Here is a 15,505-nt window from a genome sequence, read left to right as displayed (position 1 = left end):
AGATGAAGAAATTCGTGATGGCAGCCGTTGCAGGCACGGTCGCGGGGGTGGTCGCAACCACTCAGATCGCCGGACCGCTGCTGGCGCAAGAGGCCGAGAAGACGACAAATGTTTACGAACAGCTTGATCTTTTCGGAGATATTTTCGAACGCATCCGCGCGCAATATGTCGAAGATGTCGACCCCGGTGACCTGATCGAAGCCGCCATCAACGGTATGCTGACCTCGCTTGATCCGCATTCGTCCTACCTGTCGCCCAAGGACGCCGAAAAGATGCGCGAACAAACGCGCGGCGAATTCGGGGGTTTGGGCATCGAGGTCACCCAAGAAGAGGGTTTCGTCAAAGTCGTCTCGCCCATCGATGGCACCCCTGCTGCTGAGGCCGGGATTGAGGCGGGGGATTTCATCACCCATGTCGATGGCGAAAGCCTGTTGGGTCTTGGCCTCGACGACGCGGTCGAGATGATGCGCGGGCCGGTGGGGTCAGAGATCCTCATCACCGTAGTGCGCGAAGGGGAGCCAGAGCCCTTCGACGTTTCCATCGTGCGCGACACAATCCAGCTGACCGCCGTGCGCGCCCGGACCGTGGGCAACACCGCCGTGCTGCGTCTGACAACGTTCAACGAACAGACCTATCCCAAGATGAAAGAGGGTCTGGAGCAGCAGATCGAAGACGCGGGTGGCATGGAGAATATCAACGGCATCGTCATTGATATGCGCAACAACCCCGGCGGTTTGCTCAATCAGGCGATTGCCGTGTCGGATGCCTTCCTCGAAGAAGGGGAAATCGTCAGCACCCGTGGCCGCGACATCGAAGATGGTGACCGGGTGAATGCCACGCCGGGTGATCTGGCGATGGGCAAACCGATTGTGGTGCTGATCAACGGCGGCTCTGCCTCGGCCTCGGAAATCGTCGCGGGGGCCTTGCAGGACCACCGCCGCGCCATCGTCATCGGCACCAAGAGCTTTGGCAAAGGGTCGGTTCAGACCGTCATGCCACTGCGCGGCGACGGGGCCATGCGCCTGACCACGGCGCGCTACTACACGCCTTCGGGCCGGTCGATCCAAGCGCTTGGCGTATCGCCTGACATCGTTGTAGCCCAGCCCCCAGCCGCACCGGAGACCGAGGAAGACGAAGCATTGTCGGCACGCCCCCTCCGCTCCGAAGCCGATCTGCGCGGACGGTTGAACAATGACAGCCTGACCGACGATCAGATCAAACAGATCGAGGACGACCGCGAAAAGGCCCGCAAGGCGGCTGAGCTGCGTGAAGAGGATTACCAACTGGCCTATGCCATCGACATCCTCAAGGGTCTGTCTGCTTTGGGCCCGAACGAGTAAAATATCGCAGATAAGATGCACAAAGCCCCGCTGGAGACAGCGGGGCTTTTTGTTTGGGGCCGGTCCGTTGGCGGTGGGGCGGGGCGCGACCTAGAGCGCGCGGCGCCGCGTTCCGAATGCAGTGCGGGGCGGTGCCCGCCTTACCCCGTTTCGCGGCAATGCCGCCGAAAGGCGCGTTTGAGCATGTCGAGTTCGGCGCGCAGCAGGTCCATCTGGGCCCGAATGTCATCTCCAAGCGCTTCATCCGCGATCAGGGTCACATAACCCAAGAGCGCCCCGCTGGTCTTTTCGGTGATAACGAGGGTCTGCACCCCATCGGCAATCGCCTCGGGTGGGAGGGCGAAGGAGAGGTGCCAGTGGCCCTCGGTCCCTTCGGCTTCCAGTGTCACCTCTGCCACCTCTTTGCCTTCATGCGTTACGCTGATCTGCGGGGCGTCGGTGACGTCCTGGGCGGTCAGCACGCCGTGCCAGATGCCTTGGCGCAATACAGTCTTGGTCAGGTCAAAGTGGCTCATGACGGGGTCCTAGATCTGGGCGCGGGGGCGGCGCGAGAAAGTGAGGTCGCGCAGCACGACTTGGTTCATGTCCGGCCCCTCAAAGATTAGGTCGATCCATGCCGCCTCGATCCGCTTTTCGTTGAGATTGCTATAGGCCAGATCAAATTCGACGCTGATGTTTTCCTGTCCGACGGGCAATTCGCGGACGATCTGTTCGGTGTTCGGACCATGGCGGATGTTGAGCCGGGCAAAGATCTCAAGCGGGTGTTCCAGTTGCACGATCGTATCCATGCGGATCAGGTGGCGGCGTTTCAATCCGGTGATGGCGCCGGTGGGCAGGTTAATCACCAGCGACAGGAAAGACCCATCAAATTTGAAGACATCGAGTTGCAGCCCATAGGGGGCCAAATCGGCCTCGCGCAGGTTGCGCAACTGGCGCAGGGTCAGTTCCGATTGCGCGCAATCGTGGAATAGGGTCACTTCCTCGCCCAGTGTCGATTTGGTTTCGACCGACGACATCCCCGGCGTGGCAAGCGGGCCGCGCCAAAGCTCGGGCCGCCATGCCCAATCGGCGTTATGCGGTTTCGGAAAGCCGCTGGCGCCAATCGCGGGCAGGGCGAGGCGGTCTTCTGCGCGGTGAATCAGACGATCCAGTTGGGCGCGCAGCAGCCGGGCGCGGCTGCGTTGGCGGCGCAGGGTGGCAAGATCGACCGTGGCGGCCTTGCGAGCCGCATCGGCCCAACGTTGCAGCGCGCGGGCATAGAGCTTGCTCTCCAGATAGCCGCTGGGGAAGTTGACCATGAACCTGCGCCTCTCGTTTTGTCGCAGTCTATGCAAGGCGGGCATTTCGTTCAAATGAATAGCCCTGCGATTGTTTTCGGGGGCGGGCAGTGTTGCCAATTTGGAAACAACGGGCGGGTCAGCTGCCCGCGGCGGCAGCCTTCGCGCTTTTGCTGCGGCTTTGTCGGATCAGGTCTGCGACCAGTGCGCGGCCCTCTTCGGAAATGGCGCGGCTTTGCGGTGCGCCGTACAGGGTGACGCTGGCGACATGGCCGCCGATCCGTGCCATGCCGCGCCAGTGGCGGGGCGACATGCCCTCGGCGGGCACCGGCCCTTGGGCCACAAAAATCGTTGCGCCTTCAATGTTGCCGGCTTCTTGCAGCTGGCTCAGGCCAGTGGCCTCGGCGACCTGTTGCGGGGTGGGCAGAGGGGCTTCTGCCTCGGCCTTGATCAGCGCCAGCGTTAGGATGCCACGCGGCGCGGCAGTGACCACATCCGGCAGGCCAAGCGCATCGCAGCGCGCCATCAGGGCAAAGCGGCGTTTGAGGCTTTTGGGGTCGATGCAATAGCCCTGTGGGGGCACCACCTGCACCGCGCCCCCGGCAAGCGCCGTTTGCCGCAGGGGTTTGTCGGGCACGCCGGTGCCGCCGCCAAAGGAAAAACCCTGACCGCCTTCGCAGGCGGACAGGGTGAGCATAGCAAGTGCCGCAAGAGGGCGTTTAGAGGTCCATGTAATCATGGGTCTCGGCCTGAGCGCCCGGATGTGTCACGGCTCCAAGGTAGGTGGGGCCGACAAGCTTGGCATATTTCCACAGCGCGCCGCTTTGGTAGTTCGTCGCACGGGGGCCAGCCCAGCCCTTGCGGCGCTCGGCTAGTTCATCCTCGCTCAGATCGACGCTGATGCTGCCGGTGATGGCATCAAGGGTGATCATGTCGCCGTTTTTCAGCAGCGCAATCGGCCCGCCGTGCGCGGCTTCTGGCCCAACGTGACCCACGCAGAAACCACGTGTCGCGCCCGAGAAGCGGCCATCGGTGATCAGCGCCACTTTCTTGCCCATGCCCTGACCGGACAGCGCCGCCGTGGTCGCCAGCATCTCGCGCATGCCGGGGCCGCCTGCGGGGCCTTCGTTGCGGATGACGAAAACGTCGCCTTCGGAATAGGCGCGGTTCTGCACGGCTTCAAAGGCGTCCTGCTCGCATTCAAACACCAGCGCGGGGCCGGTGAAAACGATGTCTTCTTCCGACATGCCCGCGATTTTCACGATGGCGCCTTCGGGGGCGAGGTTGCCTTTGAGGCCCACGACACCGCCGGTCTTGCTGATCGGATTGGCGACCGAGTGGATTACCTTGCCGTCAGCTTCGCGGGTAACCTGATCGAGCACTTCGCCCATGGAGTATCCGGTGGCGGTCATGCAGTCTTCGTGAATAAGGCCCGCTTTGCGCAACTCATTCATCACCACCGGCACGCCGCCCGCATCGTAAAGATCTTTGGCCACATAAGCGCCGCCCGGTTTCATATCGACGAAATAGGGTGTGTCGCGGAAGATTTCGCAAACGTCTTCGAGGTAGAACTCGATCCCGGCTTCATGCGCCATGGCGGGCAAGTGCAGGCCCGCGTTAGTCGAGCCGCCGGTGCAGGCCACGATGCGCGCTGCGTTTTCAAAGGCTTCGCGGGTGCAGATGTCACGCGCGCGGATGTTCTTTTCGATCAAGTTCATGACCGCCGCCCCCGAGGCTTCGGCATAGGCGTCGCGGCTCTCATAGGGCGCGGGCATGCCCGAAGAGTTCGGCAGCGCGAGGCCGATGGCCTCCGACACGCAGGCCATGGTGTTTGCGGTGAACTGGCCGCCGCAAGCACCCGCCGATGGGCAAGCGACGCGTTCGAGCACGTCCAGGGCTGCTTGCGACATGGTGCCGTTCTGGAACCGGCCCACAGCTTCGAACATGTCCTGTACAGTCAGATCGCGGCTGGCGAAATCTTCTGGCACATCGGCCCCGGCAGGCGCTTTTCCCGGCAGGATCGACCCGCCATAGAGGAAGACCGACGGCACGTTCAGCCGCAGCATTGCCATCATCATTCCCGGCAGCGATTTGTCACAGCCCGCCAGACCCACGATGGCGTCATAGCAGTGGCCGCGCATGGTCAGCTCTACCGTGTCGGCAATTGCTTCGCGCGACGCGAGCGAAGAGCGCATGCCCTCATGGCCCATCGCGATGCCATCGGTGACGGTGATCGTGGTGAATTCGCGCGGGGTGCCCTGTTCGGAATGCACGCCCACTTTTACAGCCTGCGCCTGACGGTTCAGGGCGATGTTACAGGGGGCTGCTTCGTTCCAGCAGGTGGCGACGCCCACCAGCGGCTGGTGAATCTCTTCTTCGGTCATGCCCATGGCATAGTAGTAAGACCGGTGCGGCGCGCGGGCCGGGCCTTCGGTCACGTGGCGGCTGGGCAGCCGGGATTTGTCGAAGCGGGGCGTGGTGGACATCGGTGGGCTCCTTGAAACGTCTTGAATGGAATAGAGGGGCGGCGGCTATGCTGCAAGGCTTTGGCGCGTATGAGGCGGGGGAACTGTTGTATCGCAGCGTGTTAGGGCATAGGTTCTGACCTTCTGGCGCGGTCGGTTGGAGCCGCCCGCAAGCGTGAAGGTCCGGCATATGCTCTGCAACAACCACCCCCGATCTGCCCCGCGCCTCTCATGAATTGGCGGCCCGATTACAGCGCCCATGCGGCCTTCGTCGCGCCCGCGCGCGCCTCATCGGCGCTTTGGCGGTTTTTCTTGGGGTTGTTCGTGGCGGTGGTGGCCTATGTCGCGCTGAACGAGCTTTATTTTCAGACGGTCTATGCGCTGGCAGGCACGGCGGCGGCATCGCTGCATGGCAACCTGCTTGAAGGGGCCACGCCGCAGGCCATGTATCTGCTGCTGTTCAGTTTTGGGACCATGGCGATGGCGGTCGGTGTGACTGTGCGGGTCGTACACCGGCGCAGCGCGGGCAGCTTGCTGGGCGTGCCGGGGCGGCTTTGGCCGAGTTTTCGCGCGGTGTCCCTTGCTATGCTGGCCCTTGGGGCGGTGCTGCTGGTCCTGCCGCCGTGGGACATGGGCGGCGAACTGACGCCGAACCTGCCGCTTGGCCGCTGGCTGCTGCTTTTGCCACTGTCGCTGCTGGCGGTGTTGGTGCAGGTCAGCGCCGAAGAGATCGTCTTTCGCGGCTATGTACAGCAGCAACTGGCGGCACGGTTTCGCTCGCCGCTGATCTGGATGGTCCTGCCCTCGGCGCTTTTCGCGCTTGGTCACTACCTGCCTGCCGAGGCGGGGGAGAATGCGCTGATGGTGGCGCTCTGGGCTGGGGTCTTCGGCATCCTGATGGCTGACCTTACTGCGCGCTCCGGCTCGCTTGGGCCCGCCATCGCGGTGCATCTGTGGAACAATGTCTCGGCCATTCTCATTATCTCTCTGCCGGATGATCTTTCGGGGCTGGCGCTTTATCTGACGCCGTTTTCGATGGATGACGCAGCGGCGTTGCGGACTTGGTTGCCGGTGGATTTCGCGTTGATGTTGGTGTCGTGGCTCGCGGCAAGGCTGGCGATACGCCGCTGATTGCAATTTCCCCATGCGGGGATTATCTGGAACGGAACCACAGCAGAGGCCTGCCAATGAACTGGATCACAAACTACGTCCGTCCGCGTATCAACTCGATCTTCTCGCGCCGCGAGACGCCGGACAACCTGTGGACCAAGTGTAACGAATGCGGCACCATGCTGTTTCACCGCGAGTTGGCGGACAATCTAAACGTCTGCACCAACTGCGGCCATCACATGCACATCAGCCCGCGCGAGCGGTTCAAGGCGCTGTTCGACGGTGGCATCTTTACCGAGGTGAAGGTTCCTGCGCCCACGCCAGACCCGCTGCATTTCAAGGATCAGAAGCGCTATCCCGACCGGATGAAGGCCGCGCAAAAGCAGACGGGCGAGCATGAAGCCATGCTCGTGGTCACGGGTGAGATTGGCCGCACGCCGATTGTATCTTGCGCGCAGGACTTCTCGTTCATGGGCGGCTCCATGGGCATGTATGTGGGCAATGCGATCATTGCCGCCGCCGAGGAAGCGGTGAAGCTGAAGCGCCCTCTGGTGCTGTTCTCCGCCGCCGGTGGCGCGCGGATGCAAGAAGGTATCCTCAGCCTGATGCAGATGCCGCGCACCACGGTCGCCGTGCAGATGCTGAAAGAGGCGGGCCTGCCCTATATCGTTGTGCTGACCCACCCCACCACCGGCGGCGTCACCGCGTCCTATGCGATGTTGGGCGACGTGCAGATTGCCGAGCCGAACGCGCTGATCTGCTTTGCCGGGCCGCGTGTGATCGAACAGACCATCCGTGAAAAACTGCCCGAGGGCTTTCAGCGGGCGGAATATCTGCTCGACCATGGCATGCTCGACCGGGTGACCAAGCGGACTGAGATGCGTGATGAATTGATCACCATTACCCGCATGCTGATGGGCCTGCCGCCCGCCGTGCGCGGTGACCTGCCCGCGCCCGAAGAAGTGGAGGTGGCCGAGGCCGCCGCCGCCGTTCAGGCCGCAGCGGAGTTGCCCGCCGATACGCCTAAGAAGAAATGAGCACGCCTTCATCGGACGTCATCCTTGAACGGATGATGGCGCTGCACCCCAAGATCATCGATCTGACACTCGACCGGATGTGGCGGCTGCTGGAGGCTTTGGGCAATCCGCAGAACGACCTGCCGCCGGTGATCCACATCGCGGGCACCAATGGCAAAGGGTCGACCCAAGCGATGATTCGCGCGGGGCTAGAGGCGGCGGGCAAGACCGTGCACGCCTATACCTCACCCCATCTGGCGCGGTTTCATGAGCGTATTCGCGTTGCAGGGCAGTTGATCTCAGAGCCCGATCTGGCGGCCGTGTTGGATGAATGCCACGCCGCCAACGGTGGCGAAGAGATCACCTATTTCGAGATCACCACCTGCGCCGCCATCCTCGCTTTTTCGCGCAGCAGAGCCGATTACACGCTGCTGGAGGTGGGGCTAGGCGGGCGCTTGGATGCGACAAATGTGATCGACCCGGCGCTGACCGTGATCACCCCGGTGTCGGTCGATCATCAGCAGTATTTGGGCGAAACGCTGGCCGAAATCGCGGGCGAGAAGGCTGGCATTATCAAGCGTCTTGTGCCCTGTGTGGTCGGCCCGCAGCAAGACCCCGCGCTTGAGGTGATCGAAGACCGCGCCGCGAAACTGGGCGCGCCGCTTTTGGCCTATGGCCAGCAATGGCATGTCGCGCCCGAAGCAGGGCGCATGGTCTATCAAGATGAGCGCGGCTTGCTTGATCTGCCGCGCCCCAATCTGCCCGGCGACCATCAGATCATGAACGCGGGGGCCGCGCTGGCGGCGCTGCGCCAGCTTGGGATCGATGCAGAGGCTTGCGAGGCTGCAGTGACGCAGGCGCAGTGGCCCGCGCGGATGCAGCGGCTGTCAGAGGGGCCGCTGGCCCGCATGGCACCCGAGGGTGAGCTTTGGCTGGACGGCGGGCACAACCCCGCCGCAGGCGTGGCGCTGGCCGCGACGCTGGCCGCTTTGCCGAAACGCCCGACGCATCTAATCTGCGGCATGTTGAACACCAAGGATATCGCCGGATACTTGCGCCCCTTGGCGGCAGAGGCGGCAAGTCTGACCGCCGTGTCGATCCCCGGCGAGGCGGCGACCCTACCTGCCGAGGCGACGGCCAAAGTGGCGCGTGATGTCGGGTTCGAGACCGCCGAGGCCGAGAATGTCACCGCGGCGCTCAAGGCGATCATCGCCCGCGAACCCCATGCGCGTGTGCTGATCTGCGGCTCACTCTACCTTGCCGGTAGCGTGTTGCGTGAAAACGTCTAGTTAACCATATTTGGGTGTACCGCTGCTGCGAAGTGCAGATGTGGTGTATCTTGGTCTTAGGAAGTCTCCCCTTTCGAATTTGACCGAGGTGTCCCCATGCGCAATTTCAGCCAGTCCGCGCGTCACGATCAGGACGATGCACGGAAATATCAATTTATCTTCATGGCCATAGGTGTCGCCATCATCGCAGGCGGCCTGTGGTGGCTTTATGAAGTCGAGCGGCCTTATCACCCGATTTTGCAGGGCAATGACCTGCATATGCAGCCGGTAAGTGATTCCTGATTTGGCGGCAGGGGGCGGTCAGCGCCCCCAGTCTTCCCCCTGCATTTCGCGCAGTCTGGAGGCTGTGCGCTCGAACTCAAAGGTGCCTTCGCCTTCGAGATAGAGCATTTCCGGCGCGGCGGCGGCAGAGCAGATCAGCCGCACCTTCGCCTCATAAAGCGCGTCGATGAGCGTGACAAAGCGCTTGGCCTCGTTAAAGTTCGAGCGGCCGAGGGTGGGGATGTTGTCCAGCAGTAGCACCCGCACGGCCTGCGCCAGCGCGAGGTAATCCGCGGCCCCCAAGGGCTGCCCGCAAAGCGCGTGGAAACCGGCGCGGGCCATGCCGTTGTGAAAGGCCGGGATCACCACTTCGCGGCCCTTGACGTGGAGGGTCAGCGGCTCGCCCTTTGTGCCTGCCAGATCGTCCCAAACCGCATCCATCGCGGCGCGGCTCTCGGCGTTGACGGGGGTGAAATAGACCTGCGACCCGGCCAGCCGATCTTGGCGGTAGTCGGTCGGGCTGGCAAGTTCATGCACCACCATGCGCTCTTTGATGAGGTCGATGAAAGGGACAAACACCTCGCGGTTGATGCCGTTTTTATACAGGTCATCGGGCAGGCGGTTGGAGGTGGTGACGACCACGACCCCGGCGGCAAAAAGCGCCTCGAACAGGCGGCCCACGATCATCGCGTCGGTGATGTCGGTGATCTGCATCTCGTCGAAAGCGAGCAGGCGCACGCTGTCGGCCACATCGCGGGCAACGGGCGCGATGGCGTCATCCACGCCGGTCTTGCGGACCTCATGCATGGCGTTGTGGATTTCCTGCATGAAGGCGTGGAAATGCACCCGGCGCGCGGGCACGTCGGGCAGATGCGCCACGAACATGTCCATCAGCATCGACTTGCCGCGCCCCACGCCACCCCAGAGGTACAGCCCCTTGGGCGGTTCGGGCGCCTTGCGAAAGAAGCTTTTCTTCGGCGGGTTGGCCAGCGCATCGCGGATGCGGTCAAACTCCGCCATGACGGTTTCTTGGGCCGGGTCGGCCTGTAGCTTGCCCTCGGCGACAAGCCGGGCATAGGTTTCGCGCATATTGCTCATGGCGGGAGAGATAGCGTGCTGGTGGGGGAGAGGAAAGGTGGTCTTGTGTGGCAGAGTGCGAAGCAACTGAGGGACATCGGCTGCCCGCGGGTCGGCGATCCGCGGCAGGTCGCTGCCACTTTATGGCTCAGCCATGATGTGCGTTTGCCAAGTCCCACCCAGCCGTACTAAATCGCCTACCCGTCCGGGCGGGCAGGCGATGGCCCGGCGCCTGCGGCTTGATTCCGGGCCGAGTGTGTTTACCAGTCCGTCGGCCCCTTCTCGGCAAATTCATGCACGAGGAAGTCGATGAACGCCCGCACCTTGGGCTGGGTGAACCGGCCCGGAGGATAGACGGCGTAGATGCCCTGCGTCTCCAGCGGCAGTTCGGGGATGGCATCCTCGACCAACCCTTTCTCCATCGCATCGGCGTAAAGAAAGCTCGGCAGATAGGCGATCCCCAGTCCCGAAATCGCGGCGTTCAAAAGGCTCTGCCCGTCATTGACCGACAGCCAGCCCGCCGTGCGGACCTGCCGCTTTTCACCCGAAGGTGCGGTCAGTTTCCACACATTGCCAGACGACTGGTTCGAGTAATGCAGCAGCTTGTGATTGTTCAGATCATCGATCTTTTCCGGCCGCCCGTACTGCTCGAAATACTTCGGGCTGGCGATCATGCGTTTGGTCGTCTCGGTCAGCTTGCGCGCGCGCAGGGTGCTGTCCTCCAACTCTCCGATGCGCACGGCCATGTCGAACCCTTCCGAGATCAGCTCAACGTAACGGTTGTTCAGCACCATGTTCACCGTGATGTCGGGAAAGTCCTGCAAGAACTCCGACAAAGCGGGCGACAGGTGATTGACGCCGAAATCCGTCGCCACCGAAATCCGCAACAGCCCCGAGGGCGCGGATTGCATCGAGGTGACCAGCGCATCGGCCTCGCCTGCGTCGTTCAGCACGCGGCGGGCGCGGTCGTAATAGGCCAGCCCGATCTCCGTGGGCGACACGCGGCGGGTGGTACGGTTAAGCAACCGCGCCCCCAAGCGGGCCTCAAGTGAGGATACATGCTTTGAGACGGCGGATTTCGAGATCCCCATCTTCTTGGCAGCATCTGTAAAGCCGCCTTGATCCACCACTGTGGCAAACGCTTCCATTTCCGTAAGGCGGTCCATTGCCTGTCCCTTCGCATTGATCTTGTTGTCCTCAGGTATGGGCGGCAATTCAGGCAGGATCGGGGCAGAGGCAAGACAGTCCCGTGGTCTTTGCAGGGATCGTTCATGGCATGGAAACGGCAGAACAATCCGTTTCCGAGGGGCTTACAGCCAGCGCAGCCATTTCAGAACCGCCAGCATGAGCGCGGCGAGGCCCACCATGGCAAGGCAAAGGACGGCAAAGGCGCGCGGATCGTCCACGCCGGGCATCCCGCCGACGTTCACGCCGAAAAGCCCGGTCAGAAACCCCAGCGGCAGGAACACGGCGGCGGCGATCGACAGCACATAGCCATGGCGCGCTTGGCGTTGGGCGACTTGGTTGTCGTGTTCGTCCTGTACCGTGACAATGCGCTCTTGCAGGGCGTCCAGTTCCTCCACCACGATGGCGGTGCGGTTGGCCAACTCGCGCAGCTTCATCGAATCGACATTCGGGATCAGCGGCAGGTCTAGGTCCGCCAACCGTTCCAACGCGCTGCGCTGCGGGGCGAGGTAGCGTTCGAGTTTGATCGTGCTGCGGCGGGTGACGGGCAGGTCTTTGGGCGGCGGGGTGCTGAGGTCTTCGAGGTCGGTTTCGTAGAAAGCCGTGCGGTCCGCCAGCCGGGCAACCTCGGTCTGGACCCGTGCGGTCAACCTTGAGACCAGCGCTTCGAGGAAGGCCGAAGGCCGGGGCGGGGCGTTGCTCTGGGCGGCCAGCGCGCGCAATTCGTCGATGGCAAAGACCCGGCGCATCCGCACAGTAATCACCACCGCATCCGTCACCCACATCCGGACCGAGACCATCTGGTCGGCCTGCTGCCCTTCGTTCAGGTTGATGCCGCGCAGATTGAGGATCAGACCGTCCTCATATTCATCGCAGCGCGGGCGCGTTTCGGGTTGCAGCAATGCACCCGCCGGGATCTCGGGCAGGTGTTCGGCCAGCCATGGTGCCAGCGCGGGATCGGCCATGTCGAAATGCCACCAACGGTAGCGCGCAGGCCCGGTCAGTTGGGTGTCTTCGGGCACCGTGGTGGTGCCGTCATCAGATATGTCAAAGACGCAGAGGGGCATGGTCACCTATTGGCTGGCAAAAGCGGTCAGGCGATTTAGCGGGTTGCGCGCGCCGGGTGCAAGGGCGCGCGCAGTGCGGGTGCTAAAGGGCAGCAGCCAGACGTGTGCCCTGATTGATCGCGCGTTTCGCGTCGAGCTCTGCGGCCACGTCGGCACCGCCGATCACATGACAGGGGGTGCCGCTGGCCTCTAGGGTGTCGGCAAGACTGCGGTCAGAAAGTTGTCCGGCGCAGAGCACGATGGTGTCGGCCTCGATCAGCGTGGGGTTCTCGCGCGCCTCGCCGAAGGTAATGTGCAGGCCGGACCCGTCGATACTTTCGTAGTTCACGCCCGCGATCATCTTCACGTCGCGCATGGTGAGAGAGGCGCGGTGAATCCAGCCCGTGGTCTTGCCCAAACCTTTGCCGGGTTTGCTGGTCTTGCGTTGCAGCATGGTGATCTGCCGCGCAGGTGCCGGGGGTTGCGGGCCTTCGGGGGCCAGCCCGCTGCGGTGCGTGCCCGGATCGCTGACGCCCCATTCGCGCATCCATTCGGGGAGGTTCAGCGTGCTGCTCTCGCCGTCGTGCACCAGATGTTCCGACACGTCGAAGCCAATCCCGCCCGCGCCAATCACGGCGACACGCTGGCCGACCTTTGCCGTGCCGTTCAGCACGTCGATGTAGCTGACCACGTTGTCGCCGTCTTGGCCGGGGATTTGTGGGTCACGCGGCACAACGCCGGTGGCGATGATGACCTCGTCGAAGCCGCGAAGCGCGTCCGCCGTGGCCTCGGTCTCAAGCTGCACGGTCACGTCGTGGACCTTGAGCATGGTGCGGTACCAATCGACCAAGCCCCAGAATTCCTCTTTTCCCGCCACTTGCTTGGCGAGGTTGAGTTGCCCGCCGATCTCGCTCGCGCGGTCTATCAAGGTGACCTTATGGCCGCGCTCGGCAGCAGTAATCGCGGCGGACAAGCCCGCAGGGCCAGCACCGACCACGGCCACGGATTTCGCCACCGCTACCGGTTCGATTCGCAATTCCGTCTCATAGCAGGCGCGCGGGTTTACAAGGCAGGTGGAGATCTTGCCGCCGAAAGTATGGTCGAGGCAGGCTTGGTTGCAGGCGATACAGGGGGCGATCCGCTCAGCCTGACCGGCCTTGGCCTTGGCAAGGAAATCGGCATCGGCCAGCATCGGCCGCGCGAGGCTGACCATATCGGCGCAGCCCTCCGCCAGCACCTCTTCGGCGACCTCGGGCGTGTTGATCCGGTTCGAGGTGATCAGCGGGATGCCCACCTTGCCCATCAGCTTTTTCGTGACCCAAGCAAAGGCCGCGCGCGGCACCGAAGTGGCGATGGTGGGGATGCGCGCCTCGTGCCAGCCGATGCCGGTGTTGATGATATTGGCGCCCGCCTTCTCGACCTCTTGGGCCAGTTGCACGACCTCCTCAAAGGTCGATCCGTTGGGGATGAGGTCGATCATCGACAGCCGGTAGATCAGGATGAAATCTTCGCCCACCGTTTCGCGCACCCGGCGCACCACCTCCAGCGGCAGGCGCATGCGGTTCTCATAAGACCCGCCCCAGCGGTCCTCGCGCTTGTTGGTATGGTTGACGAGGAACTGGTTCAGAAAGTAGCCCTCCGAGCCCATGATCTCTACCCCATCATAGCCCGCCTCTCGCGCGCGCAGGGCGCAGGCGGCGATGTCGGCGATCTGTTTCTCGATGCCTTCCTCGTCGAGCTCCTTGGGCGCGAACATGGAGATGGGGGATTTGATCGCGCTTGGGGCCACGCATTCGGGGGTAAAGGCATAGCGGCCCGCGTGGAGAATCTGCATGGCGATCTTGCCGCCCGCTTCATGCACCCGCTGGGTGATGATGCTGTGGTTGTCCACGTCCTTCTGGCTGACCATCATTGCCGCCCCATGAGCCACGGCACCTTCGCGGTTCGGCCCGATGCCGCCGGTGACCATCAGCCCCACATCGCCCCGCGCCCGCGCGGCATAGAACTCGGCCACGCGGTTCCAGTCGCCGGTTTCCTCCAGCCCGGTATGCATCGAGCCCATCAGCAACCGGTTCTTCAGCGTGGTAAAACCAAGGTCGAGCGGGGCAAGCAGGTGGGGGTAATCGGACATGGCTTTACCTTTCTGGGTGGGCTGGGTCACTGTGACACCATCGGAAACGGCAGGGCAAGTCACGCGAAACGCCGCGTCATCCGCGCGGCTCACGGCGGGTCAAGACAGAGGTGTTGGATGGGGCTGGGAGGGGTAGCGCTGCGCTCTATGACTGGGTCGAGCAGGCAGCGATTGCCGAAGGGCGAGGCCCGGCTGTCGACCCATGCCAGCCTCCTGATGGCGCGCCCTGCCTTTGAGGCTATGGGCTTTCGTGTTATCGCAGCAGAGCGCATCGCACGGTCAGGTGAATATCTGGACCGCTTTGAAATGGAGAAGATACTGACATGACCCCCGAAGAGATTGCCAAACTGCCCTACCGTGCTTGCGTCGGCGTGATGCTGGTGAATGCTGAGGGCGAGGTCTTTGTCGGCCAGCGGCGCGACCGGGATCAGGACGCTTGGCAGATGCCCCAAGGCGGGGTGGACAAGGGCGAGGCCGCGCCCGACGCAGCCCTGCGCGAGTTGGAGGAAGAGACCGGCATCCCCCGCGATCTGGTGCGGATCGAGGCCGAGACTTCCCGTTGGCTGCCCTATGATCTGCCGCATGAACTGGTGCCCAACATCTGGAAAGGGCGCTACCGGGGGCAGGAACAAAAATGGTTCCTCATGCGTTTTCTGGGGCAGGACGATCAGGTCAATATCCAGACGGCCGAACCTGAATTCTCGGAATGGCGTTGGATGCCCGCAGATCAACTGGTCGCGAAAATCGTGCCGTTCAAACGCGCGGTATACACGGCAGTTCTTGAAGAGTTTGAGGAGAAGTTATGACACGGATCATCGCCTGCGCCCTCGCCACCTTGGCCCCGCTGCCCGCGCTTGCGCTCAGTTGTCTGCCCCATTCGGTTGAGGCGACCTATCAGCGCGCGGCCAAGGCCGAAGAGAGCTATGTCGTGGTGCAGGGGCGTCTGACCTTTGACGCCGCCGCATTGCCAAAGACCGGCAAAGTCGGGAGCAACCCGCCCGAAGAGACGCCGCTCCGGGCGCAAATCAGCGGCAAGGCGTTGTCGGAAGGGGGCTTTGACGTGCCCTTTGACCAGCCGTTGATGCTCAACGTCCTGTGTTTCGGCCCGTGGTGCGGCTCTGCCGAGGAAGGGGACGTTCTGGCCTTTCTCGAACGCAAACCGGATGGGGCCTATGCACTGGAAAGCAACCCCTGCGGCGGCGACCTCTTTGGTTCGCCGAAGCCTGCAATGGTCGACAAGGTGATCGCTTGTTTCCAAGGGGCAGAGTGCACGCCGGTTCGGTGATCCGGCGGCAGTTTTACCCTTCG

16 protein-coding genes are annotated in these 15,505 nt (G+C 63.0%); 8 read left to right on the top strand and 8 right to left on the bottom strand.

Going from position 1 to position 15,505, the window contains the following annotated elements; genetic code table 11:
• Positions 1 to 2: 2 nt before the first annotated feature.
• Positions 3 to 1,340, top strand: coding sequence for a S41 family peptidase (locus B5M07_RS15970; protein WP_067629308.1), 1,338 nt, complete (start codon positions 3 to 5; stop codon positions 1,338 to 1,340).
• 140 nt (positions 1,341 to 1,480) lie between these two features.
• Here the strand turns inward: B5M07_RS15970 and B5M07_RS15965 are convergent, their stop codons facing one another.
• The 4 genes from B5M07_RS15965 to ilvD all read right to left on the bottom strand — a co-directional run bounded on the left by B5M07_RS15965 (position 1,481) and on the right by ilvD (position 5,103).
• Entirely contained in the window at positions 1,481 to 1,855 is a 375-nt protein-coding gene (locus tag B5M07_RS15965; protein ID WP_120352012.1) for a hypothetical protein, read from the bottom strand.
• A gap of 9 nt (positions 1,856 to 1,864) precedes the next feature.
• Entirely contained in the window at positions 1,865 to 2,638 is a 774-nt protein-coding gene (locus tag B5M07_RS15960; protein WP_120352011.1) for a DUF6478 family protein, read from the bottom strand.
• 118 nt (positions 2,639 to 2,756) lie between these two features.
• Complete coding sequence (locus B5M07_RS15955; protein WP_120352010.1) at positions 2,757 to 3,314, bottom strand: hypothetical protein; 558 nt, start codon at positions 3,312 to 3,314, stop codon at positions 2,757 to 2,759.
• A 22-nt stretch (positions 3,315 to 3,336) separates the two neighbouring features.
• A complete protein-coding gene (gene ilvD, locus B5M07_RS15950; RefSeq protein WP_120352009.1) occupies positions 3,337 to 5,103 on the bottom strand; it encodes a dihydroxy-acid dehydratase in 1,767 nt (588 codons plus the stop codon).
• Between the two features lie 210 nt (positions 5,104 to 5,313).
• Between ilvD and B5M07_RS15945 the strand changes: the two genes are divergently transcribed.
• The 4 genes from B5M07_RS15945 to B5M07_RS15930 all read left to right on the top strand — a co-directional run bounded on the left by B5M07_RS15945 (position 5,314) and on the right by B5M07_RS15930 (position 8,779).
• On the top strand, positions 5,314 to 6,213 hold the full coding sequence (locus B5M07_RS15945; RefSeq protein ID WP_120352008.1) for a CPBP family intramembrane glutamic endopeptidase: 900 nt from the start codon (positions 5,314 to 5,316) through the stop codon (positions 6,211 to 6,213).
• 56 nt (positions 6,214 to 6,269) lie between these two features.
• A complete protein-coding gene (accD, locus tag B5M07_RS15940) occupies positions 6,270 to 7,229 on the top strand; it encodes an acetyl-CoA carboxylase, carboxyltransferase subunit beta (protein WP_067941664.1) in 960 nt (319 codons plus the stop codon).
• Positions 7,226 to 8,497, top strand: coding sequence for a bifunctional folylpolyglutamate synthase/dihydrofolate synthase (locus B5M07_RS15935; protein WP_120352007.1), 1,272 nt, complete (start codon positions 7,226 to 7,228; stop codon positions 8,495 to 8,497). The genes accD and B5M07_RS15935 overlap by 4 nt, the downstream gene beginning before the upstream one ends.
• 96 nt (positions 8,498 to 8,593) lie before the next feature.
• The gene (locus tag B5M07_RS15930) at positions 8,594 to 8,779 is read left to right on the top strand and encodes a hypothetical protein (RefSeq protein WP_067629297.1); all 186 of its coding nucleotides are present in this window, start codon (positions 8,594 to 8,596) and stop codon (positions 8,777 to 8,779) included.
• A gap of 18 nt (positions 8,780 to 8,797) precedes the next feature.
• On the opposite strand, the gene zapE is transcribed toward B5M07_RS15930, so the two are convergent.
• The 4 genes from zapE to B5M07_RS15910 all read right to left on the bottom strand — a co-directional run bounded on the left by zapE (position 8,798) and on the right by B5M07_RS15910 (position 14,197).
• The gene (gene zapE / locus B5M07_RS15925; RefSeq protein WP_067629296.1) at positions 8,798 to 9,856 is read right to left on the bottom strand and encodes a cell division protein ZapE; all 1,059 of its coding nucleotides are present in this window, start codon (positions 9,854 to 9,856) and stop codon (positions 8,798 to 8,800) included.
• A 239-nt stretch (positions 9,857 to 10,095) separates the two neighbouring features.
• Positions 10,096 to 11,001, bottom strand: a complete 906-nt coding sequence (locus tag B5M07_RS15920; protein WP_067629295.1) for a LysR family transcriptional regulator — start codon at positions 10,999 to 11,001, stop codon at positions 10,096 to 10,098.
• Positions 11,002 to 11,145: 144 nt separating this feature from the next.
• Positions 11,146 to 12,087 (bottom strand): zinc transporter ZntB, encoded by a 942-nt coding sequence (locus B5M07_RS15915; protein WP_120352006.1) that lies wholly within the window; start codon positions 12,085 to 12,087, stop codon positions 11,146 to 11,148.
• 82 nt (positions 12,088 to 12,169) lie between these two features.
• Positions 12,170 to 14,197, bottom strand: coding sequence for an NADPH-dependent 2,4-dienoyl-CoA reductase (locus B5M07_RS15910; RefSeq protein ID WP_120352005.1), 2,028 nt, complete (start codon positions 14,195 to 14,197; stop codon positions 12,170 to 12,172).
• Positions 14,198 to 14,368: 171 nt separating this feature from the next.
• Between B5M07_RS15910 and B5M07_RS15905 the strand changes: the two genes are divergently transcribed.
• Genes B5M07_RS15905 through B5M07_RS15895 form a run of 3 tightly spaced genes read left to right on the top strand, consistent with a single transcriptional unit; the run spans position 14,369 to position 15,482 of the window.
• Positions 14,369 to 14,524: a hypothetical protein gene (locus tag B5M07_RS15905; protein WP_162931885.1), complete on the top strand. Its 156-nt coding sequence runs from the start codon at positions 14,369 to 14,371 to the stop codon at positions 14,522 to 14,524.
• Entirely contained in the window at positions 14,521 to 15,003 is a 483-nt protein-coding gene (locus B5M07_RS15900) for an RNA pyrophosphohydrolase (RefSeq protein WP_120352003.1), read from the top strand. The genes B5M07_RS15905 and B5M07_RS15900 overlap by 4 nt, the downstream gene beginning before the upstream one ends.
• A complete protein-coding gene (locus tag B5M07_RS15895) occupies positions 15,000 to 15,482 on the top strand; it encodes a hypothetical protein (protein ID WP_067629283.1) in 483 nt (160 codons plus the stop codon). The genes B5M07_RS15900 and B5M07_RS15895 overlap by 4 nt, the downstream gene beginning before the upstream one ends.
• Positions 15,483 to 15,505 lie beyond the last annotated feature (23 nt).

Source organism: Sulfitobacter sp. D7 (genome assembly GCF_003611275.1).
In the GTDB taxonomy this organism is placed as follows: Bacteria; Pseudomonadota; Alphaproteobacteria; order Rhodobacterales; family Rhodobacteraceae; genus Sulfitobacter; species Sulfitobacter profundi.
The sequence above is the reverse complement of the archived record's forward strand: the minus strand, read 5'-3'. Positions and strand labels throughout refer to the sequence as shown.

Excerpts from the sequence above, each read along its gene's own strand:
- B5M07_RS15920 (WP_067629295.1), bottom strand. The coding sequence starts at position 11,001 with ATGGACCGCCTTACGGAAATGGAAGCGTTTGCCACAGTGGTGGATCAA.
- B5M07_RS15955 (WP_120352010.1), bottom strand. The coding sequence starts at position 3,314 with ATGCTCACCCTGTCCGCCTGCGAAGGCGGTCAGGGTTTTTCCTTTGGC.
- zapE (WP_067629296.1), bottom strand. The coding sequence starts at position 9,856 with ATGAGCAATATGCGCGAAACCTATGCCCGGCTTGTCGCCGAGGGCAAG.
- B5M07_RS15895 (WP_067629283.1), top strand. The coding sequence starts at position 15,000 with ATGACACGGATCATCGCCTGCGCCCTCGCCACCTTGGCCCCGCTGCCC.
- B5M07_RS15970 (WP_067629308.1), top strand. The coding sequence starts at position 3 with ATGAAGAAATTCGTGATGGCAGCCGTTGCAGGCACGGTCGCGGGGGTG.
- B5M07_RS15945 (WP_120352008.1), top strand. The coding sequence starts at position 5,314 with ATGAATTGGCGGCCCGATTACAGCGCCCATGCGGCCTTCGTCGCGCCC.
- ilvD (WP_120352009.1), bottom strand. The coding sequence starts at position 5,103 with ATGTCCACCACGCCCCGCTTCGACAAATCCCGGCTGCCCAGCCGCCAC.
- B5M07_RS15930 (WP_067629297.1), top strand. The coding sequence starts at position 8,594 with ATGCGCAATTTCAGCCAGTCCGCGCGTCACGATCAGGACGATGCACGG.
- B5M07_RS15915 (WP_120352006.1), bottom strand. The coding sequence starts at position 12,087 with ATGCCCCTCTGCGTCTTTGACATATCTGATGACGGCACCACCACGGTG.
- B5M07_RS15960 (WP_120352011.1), bottom strand. The coding sequence starts at position 2,638 with ATGGTCAACTTCCCCAGCGGCTATCTGGAGAGCAAGCTCTATGCCCGC.
- B5M07_RS15965 (WP_120352012.1), bottom strand. The coding sequence starts at position 1,855 with ATGAGCCACTTTGACCTGACCAAGACTGTATTGCGCCAAGGCATCTGG.
- B5M07_RS15900 (WP_120352003.1), top strand. The coding sequence starts at position 14,521 with ATGACCCCCGAAGAGATTGCCAAACTGCCCTACCGTGCTTGCGTCGGC.
- B5M07_RS15910 (WP_120352005.1), bottom strand. The coding sequence starts at position 14,197 with ATGTCCGATTACCCCCACCTGCTTGCCCCGCTCGACCTTGGTTTTACC.
- accD (WP_067941664.1), top strand. The coding sequence starts at position 6,270 with ATGAACTGGATCACAAACTACGTCCGTCCGCGTATCAACTCGATCTTC.
- B5M07_RS15935 (WP_120352007.1), top strand. The coding sequence starts at position 7,226 with ATGAGCACGCCTTCATCGGACGTCATCCTTGAACGGATGATGGCGCTG.